The sequence below is a fragment of the Amylolactobacillus amylotrophicus DSM 20534 genome, from assembly GCF_001434555.1.
In the GTDB taxonomy this organism is placed as follows: domain Bacteria; phylum Bacillota; class Bacilli; order Lactobacillales; family Lactobacillaceae; genus Amylolactobacillus; species Amylolactobacillus amylophilus.
Genome location: NZ_AZCV01000002.1, coordinates 290,026 through 296,230, shown reverse-complemented (window position 1 = coordinate 296,230; position 6,205 = coordinate 290,026). Strand labels below are relative to the sequence as shown.

Genomic DNA, 6,205 nt, shown 5'->3' with positions numbered 1-6,205 from the left:
AAATAATCCTGCCACTCGGCGGGATTTTTTATGTTATAAGAATTTTCCCGGGAACAATGACACATCTCGTGCACGTCCCGTGGTATCAACGTTTCTAGCACCACCAATTTTACGGTGGCACAGTTTTGACCCTTTTCAAATTATTTTGGCTCATTGGGCACCTCCTCGGAGAAGATCCCGTTGAGCTTTTTTGCGACTTCAAAGTTACTGTTCGGGTAGAGATGACCGTAAGTGCCGAGTGTCGTTTCGATGTCTTCATGCCCCAGACGTTCTTTGATTTGGAGTGGATTTTCACCGAGGCTGATCAACAGCGACACATGCGAGTGACGGAGGCCATGCACAGTAATTCGCTCAACTTCTGCGAGTGTGCTATAAGCGCTCACGATACTCAAGAAGCGCCGGTCAGGGCAGGGAATCCCATTGAGTGAGAATACCCACTCGGATTGCACCATCGTTGCTTGTTCGACCTGCCACGCGCCTAGACACGCAATCGTATCATCATCAAGCGCGACTGTTCGACGACTAGCCGCGGTCTTTGGCTCTGGCGTTTCAAACCAGTTGCGGTTGTGATAGTCCATGGTTTTGTTGATGTTCACCGTCTTAGCTTCGAGATCAACGTCTGTCCACTTTAACGCCCGCGCTTCACCACTTCGTAAGCCTGACATGAACATGAACCACAACATCGTGCGCTCAAAGTATTTCTCGTAAGTGTCTGTGCCAGTTTTGGCAATCACTTTTTGGAAGTCTTCCCGTGTCCAGAACTTGATCTTCGCTTTCTTCTTAGGAATCAGACCGACGATGCGCACTGCATTTTCGGAGATGATGCCTAAGGTTTTGGCGCGTTCTAACACTTGACCAATCAGAATATTGACAGTTCGCGCATAAGATTGCTTGCAGACTTTTAGAATCTGCACTTGCCACCTTTGAATATCGATCGGTCGAATTTGGTCAATCGCGATCTCGGTAAACACCTTGAGATGCTCACTGCCCATCATGTTTACGCGTTGCCGGTAAGTCCGTGGCTTCACTTGGGTTTTGTACCAAGGCTTGAACACGTCCTCCATGAATGGCCCGAAGCGGGTCTGCTTGATGTCTTGGTCATCAGTAACGCCAGCCGCCAACATGGCTAGTCTTGCTTTTTTCGCCTCCGTTTTCGTTTTGAAGCCGCTGGCACGCTTTTGAATTCGCTTGCCAGTCCGTTTGTCAGTTCCTAAGCTCACGCGGAAGCTAAAAGTGCCGTCCGCTTGCTTGGTAATATGGTCTTTCGTAGTCAAGATAGTTCCTCCTTAACTGCGGAAAGGCCACTTGGTGCACCCTCAAGTTGGCTTAGTTTCAAGCCTAATACTGCGTCTACTGCTTCCACTGGAACACGGTCTACGCCTTTCTTACCGTACCATCCAAGGCCTTGTTTGAGCAACAACTCTTTTGCCATTTTGATGATACGGCTTGCTTGCGCTGGACTGTATCCCAGCTTGATAAGGTCAGCTCTAGTCATTGTCAGGAAGACTGGCTGTGCTGGTGCGTTAATATTCAATCAAATCACTTCCTAAAGTTTGGTGGGAGTGAGATAATCAAACCAGATAGAACCCATATCTTATCTGTGAAGGGTGGCTACTTGCTTTGGTCGGCGTAGTCGCTCTTTTTTGATTTCTCACGATGTTTGGAATCTGTCATAATACCATTGCGTTGGTGCTGAAAATGGTGGATCACGTCCCAGTGGCGTTGCGTCAATTTACCACTGTCGATGATAGCCTTGAGTTCGTTTGTGTTGTTGTACTGGTCAATCACCTGCAACATCTTGAGTGAGGGTGCGACTTGCTTTCTTAACCATCGAGTAATGTGGTCATAGTTCAATGGCTCCGGATTAGTGGACAGGCGCAACTTATCCCGATTGTTGCCGATGAATGCCGCCCAACGGGGATCTAACGCCCACTCGCTTTTCGGTTTGTGGCTGGGGGTGAGAAAGCACAAATACTGATTGATGATGCCGAACACGACTTGTTCAGGATCATGCGTCGCTAATAGATGTTCAACCGCGGTGGCGGCACGCTCGCGGCGTAGTCGCACTTCAAAGCGGGTCCGGATTGGTTGGTCTTCAATGGCGATTTCTGGGTGTTTCTGATGTTGCTCAAACGCCTTGTCATAGATACAGAAATTGACCTCGCTTTGTGGTGAGCCGAGATACAACGTGCGTCCAGAGGCGTGCCACTGTTTGGTGCGGTTATCCCTGAACCCACGAAAGCGCGAGCTGAATTCATCACGGTCGCACTTCTCAATCAGCGTTGATACGTCTAGCAAGCCGTTGCGGTCGTTGATAGCTAAATCAAGTCGGGTGAAGTGGCAATCCAGTTTGATACACGCTTCCAAGAAGTCATACCAAGTCCGGTTCTGTGATCGCAGATATGATTCGACATAGCGGCACCCTTGACCTTTAAGCTCAACCATTGTGCCACTGTCGTCTTTGGGGTTGTAGTCTTCGGCATCCACGTCTTGGTAAGGCGATAACATAATCTTGATTTCACCGCATATCAGGGTTGCTGAATAGCCATAATGAGCGCCGTCGTGCAGGTTGAAATGGGTCGGGCTGATTTGGAACAATTCGTTAATCAATTCTTCGTAGTCATGCGTCTTGAAAGTGACGCCGAGATAGTCAATACAGACGTCCAGATTATTCTGACCGGTTAGTGCACGCAACGCCAATGATAGTTCTAATCGGGCTTTATCGTTGAGTGGCTTCTTGCGACCCAGCAGTTGATTCAGGTGTGATCGGCTGTAATTAGCCATATCGGCGAGTTGGCCTTGTGTAATACCATTGGCGCGCATCTCGTCGTGGACTTGATCAAGCCAATCTTTGTTTGTCATGCCGCCAATCAAATTCAAGTCTTTGAGCATGTTAGCTCCTTTCTATGCGTCCTAACAGCAATTCGGCATTCTGCCTATGCGGCAAGGCCTTGCTGCGGGCGCTTTATGCCTACCGTCGGATTTCTTGTTACTTGTATTTGCCCCCCTATTAGATACTGGGGGCTTGAGGCGGCCGGCTAACGCCGACCGCCGCCGCTCACGCTAGCGGCTTTCGCGCTGCACGCCGCGCGCGGCGGCGAGGCTACCTCCTTTCAAGAAGATTTGAGATTTATTACCCTCACTACTTAAAGACGGAATTTTCATCAAAATTTGAAACAGAAACTTGATTGTTTGCAAAATCTTAATGTTTTTGGAAAATAAAAATACACCTCCAGATGATGTCATCCATTGGTGTACGTTGATTACTAAACTAATATCTGTTTTCCAAATTCAATGTTAACGAAGTGATTGATTCGAGGAATACAAGCTCTTCATCGGACAATATTGAACACGAGGCGGTTAGCCACTAATCGATGAAAGATGAACAATTCGCTGGCATTGATTGGCAACCTCATCATCGTGTGTGACAACAATAACGGTCTTGCCTTGCTTATTCATTGCCTTTAGTAACTGCATGATTTCATCACGATTTTTCTGGTCCAACGATCCTGTGGGTTCATCGGCAAGAATCAGCTTGCTTGGCTTGATAAGTGCACGTGCCACAGCGATACGTTGCTGTTGCCCCCCAGACAATTCAAAAATTGGGCTTTTACCGTATCCTTGTAAGCCAACTTTTTGAAGTGCATCGTTAATTATCGCGACTTTGTCCGCCTTGGTGGCATGCAGATATTTAATTCCCAGCATCAGATTATATTCGACTGTTTCGTCTTCAATAAGCGCAAAATTTTGAAACAGATAGCTGATATCCTCTCTGATAATTGACAAGGCAGTTCTACTATTCGGTTTGATATTGGATTGATCGAACAGTTTGTAGGTGCCAGAATCAAATGATTCAATTAACCCCAAGATGTTTAAGATTGTGCTCTTACCTGATCCACTTGGTCCCGTAATGGCAATCATTTCTCCCGCTTCAACTGATAAGGAGAAGTTGTCCAGCACAATTTTGGTTTTATACTTTTTTGTAACATGCTCTAGTTTAATCATTTTCATTCTCCTTTCAGCATTGCTGGAAGACTACGCCGTTCAACAATCGAAATGAAGCCACTGGAGATTAGTGCGTCCAAAGCAATCATAATCAGCGCAAAAATCAGTATTAATTTTGAGCTTCCAAATAGCAACACTACCAAAAGCTGAATTGCGTATAAAGCCAAGGCGACTAATCCTTCCCACTTGTATCGATCAACTAACTTTATTCCCAGCATTTTCTTGATTGCAAGTGAGCGTGCTTTATTTTGGATGATACACATGAGTAAGAAAATGGAGGCAATCAAATTTAGGCAGAAGACTGTTACCAGCATGAGGGCAAAGAATGCTAAACCCTGATTGATAGAAGTCAAAGAATCCGATAGTATTGAATTCATTGTCGCAAAATGAATATTTAGGTAACCCGCATCTGCTTTTGTAATTGCGTGCTTTATGGTACGCATTGTTGATTTGCTTTGGGAAATTTTCAAAGGATTGGCACCACTTGTATCGGATAAAATCTCCTTATCAAAGAACGTCATATTGCTTGGTGTAACGATTGAAAAAATGGGAGACTGAAGCCTTTGCTTGATATTGAAGTCGTAAGCAAAGACTGACACTTTGGCTTGTCGATCATTATAATAAATCAACTTCACCTTCATTTTTTTGATACTAGTATGCGACTGTTGTTCGCTATTTAGCAAGTTGTACTGAAAGCTCTGTACCAAGTGCATCATTGCGTGATGATTTTTATATTTTTGAGGAATCAAGTAGACGCGTTCAGTTGATTTTTGCTTTAACAGTGACCTGAGTTGCGGCACTTTATTCCGAATGTAATTTTCATTCACGGTCATAATTGGATAGCGTTCATTCGGAGCAAACTCGGGAGTTGTTGCATTTGAGGATAATTCTTTAGATGGATTAACCACTGTACTACGCACGTACATTGTGTCGGTATTTTGATCTAGGTCTGCATACAGTTTTGTTAGGGTACGTGTTGCGTGGTCTTGATCTGCCAACATTACTTTGTCAATCGTCAATACTTCGCCGTCACGTTGCCAATCTTTAACCTGCTGTGCTTGGCGAAGCGATTCAGTGATACCAGCAGATGTTTGAACAAGCAGTACCGTGGTGACAAGTGTTAACAGTGCTTTTAGTCCGAATGATAGCCACGTTCCGAGCGTAAAGTTGAAGTGATTTTTCAGCAAATCACGAATGGTGGTCTTGTGAACCAGTAGATACACTGAAAGGTTTGCGAGAAAATACAATGCAACTAGTGCAAATTGTCCTACAATCAATATTGGCAACAGGGTAGGCGGTAAGAAATTGTGATATAAAATCACAATCACGATATCAGTCATAACGCTAGTAACCAACAGTGTCACCATGCCATTGCGGACGAAACTCCAAATAATCGCGCCGTTTTTCCAGCCGTTGAGTTTCATCACGCCAATGGTGTGCATTTTCGATATTGGCAGGTAGACAACAATCAAGAGGAAAATAAGTATCGATATTGCTAAGAGCAATAAGAATATCCCAAGATTTTTGTTGAACATTTCTGTTCGCTGTTCAACGTTTTTGGTCACAAGTTGAGCTGGCGTCACACTAAAAAATTGACTTAGGCGATGAATTATTTTCGCTTTATCTGTGCTATTGGCGCCAACAATAGTGAATGTCCCGTTCGCCGTTCGGTTATTATCTTTATGATAACGTGAAAGCGTCTGGAGAATCACATGGTTTTTGCTGTAAAAAACTGGAATAGTACCAATTTGGTGCTGGCTTCCCGTTACAAAACTTGCGTAGTAATCGTCCTTATCAGGGAATACGTTGTTCGATGTCAATCCAAAATTATCTTTTGGAAAGCTGCTACGCTGATATACGACTGATTTCACAGTGGCGCCATTTGAATCTGTCGTACTAAGGAAGACATTCACCTTATAGTGATTAGACAGCCGCGAAAATTCCTTGATTTCATCTTTGACCGCAACCTGACTATCACTGACATAGAAGTTGAAAGAATCATCAGTCTTCTCTATAGTGTTTGTTCGGATCACGTCTTTTGTTTGGAAAATATTAACGGTGATCAGTGCGGAGCATATAACTACTAAGAACACACACAGTGATAGAATTTTTTTCAAGATCATCACCCCTTAACCCAATAAATACGAAAGGCGCACTTTCACATATGCGAGAGTCGTCTTTTACTTGCCAACAGATTTAG

General features: G+C 44.4%; 5 protein-coding genes. All 5 read right to left on the bottom strand.

Annotation, left to right across the window (positions count from 1 at the left end; translation table 11 throughout):
- Positions 1-140 precede the first annotated feature (140 nt).
- The 5 genes from FC62_RS04315 to FC62_RS04295 all read right to left on the bottom strand — a co-directional run bounded on the left by FC62_RS04315 (position 141) and on the right by FC62_RS04295 (position 6,122).
- Positions 141-1,274: a site-specific integrase gene (locus FC62_RS04315; protein WP_056945877.1), complete on the bottom strand. Its 1,134-nt coding sequence runs from the start codon at positions 1,272-1,274 to the stop codon at positions 141-143.
- A complete protein-coding gene (locus FC62_RS04310) occupies positions 1,271-1,534 on the bottom strand; it encodes a DUF3173 family protein (RefSeq protein WP_236693775.1) in 264 nt (87 codons plus the stop codon). Before FC62_RS04310 ends, FC62_RS04315 begins: the two co-directional genes overlap by 4 nt.
- A 77-nt stretch (positions 1,535-1,611) precedes the next feature.
- Positions 1,612-2,892 (bottom strand): replication initiation factor domain-containing protein, encoded by a 1,281-nt coding sequence (locus FC62_RS04305; protein ID WP_056945878.1) that lies wholly within the window; start codon positions 2,890-2,892, stop codon positions 1,612-1,614.
- 468 nt (positions 2,893-3,360) lie between these two features.
- On the bottom strand, positions 3,361-4,005 hold the full coding sequence (locus tag FC62_RS04300; RefSeq protein WP_056945879.1) for an ABC transporter ATP-binding protein: 645 nt from the start codon (positions 4,003-4,005) through the stop codon (positions 3,361-3,363).
- A 2-nt stretch (positions 4,006-4,007) separates the two neighbouring features.
- On the bottom strand, positions 4,008-6,122 hold the full coding sequence (locus FC62_RS04295) for a hypothetical protein (protein WP_056945880.1): 2,115 nt from the start codon (positions 6,120-6,122) through the stop codon (positions 4,008-4,010).
- Positions 6,123-6,205: the final 83 nt, after the last annotated feature.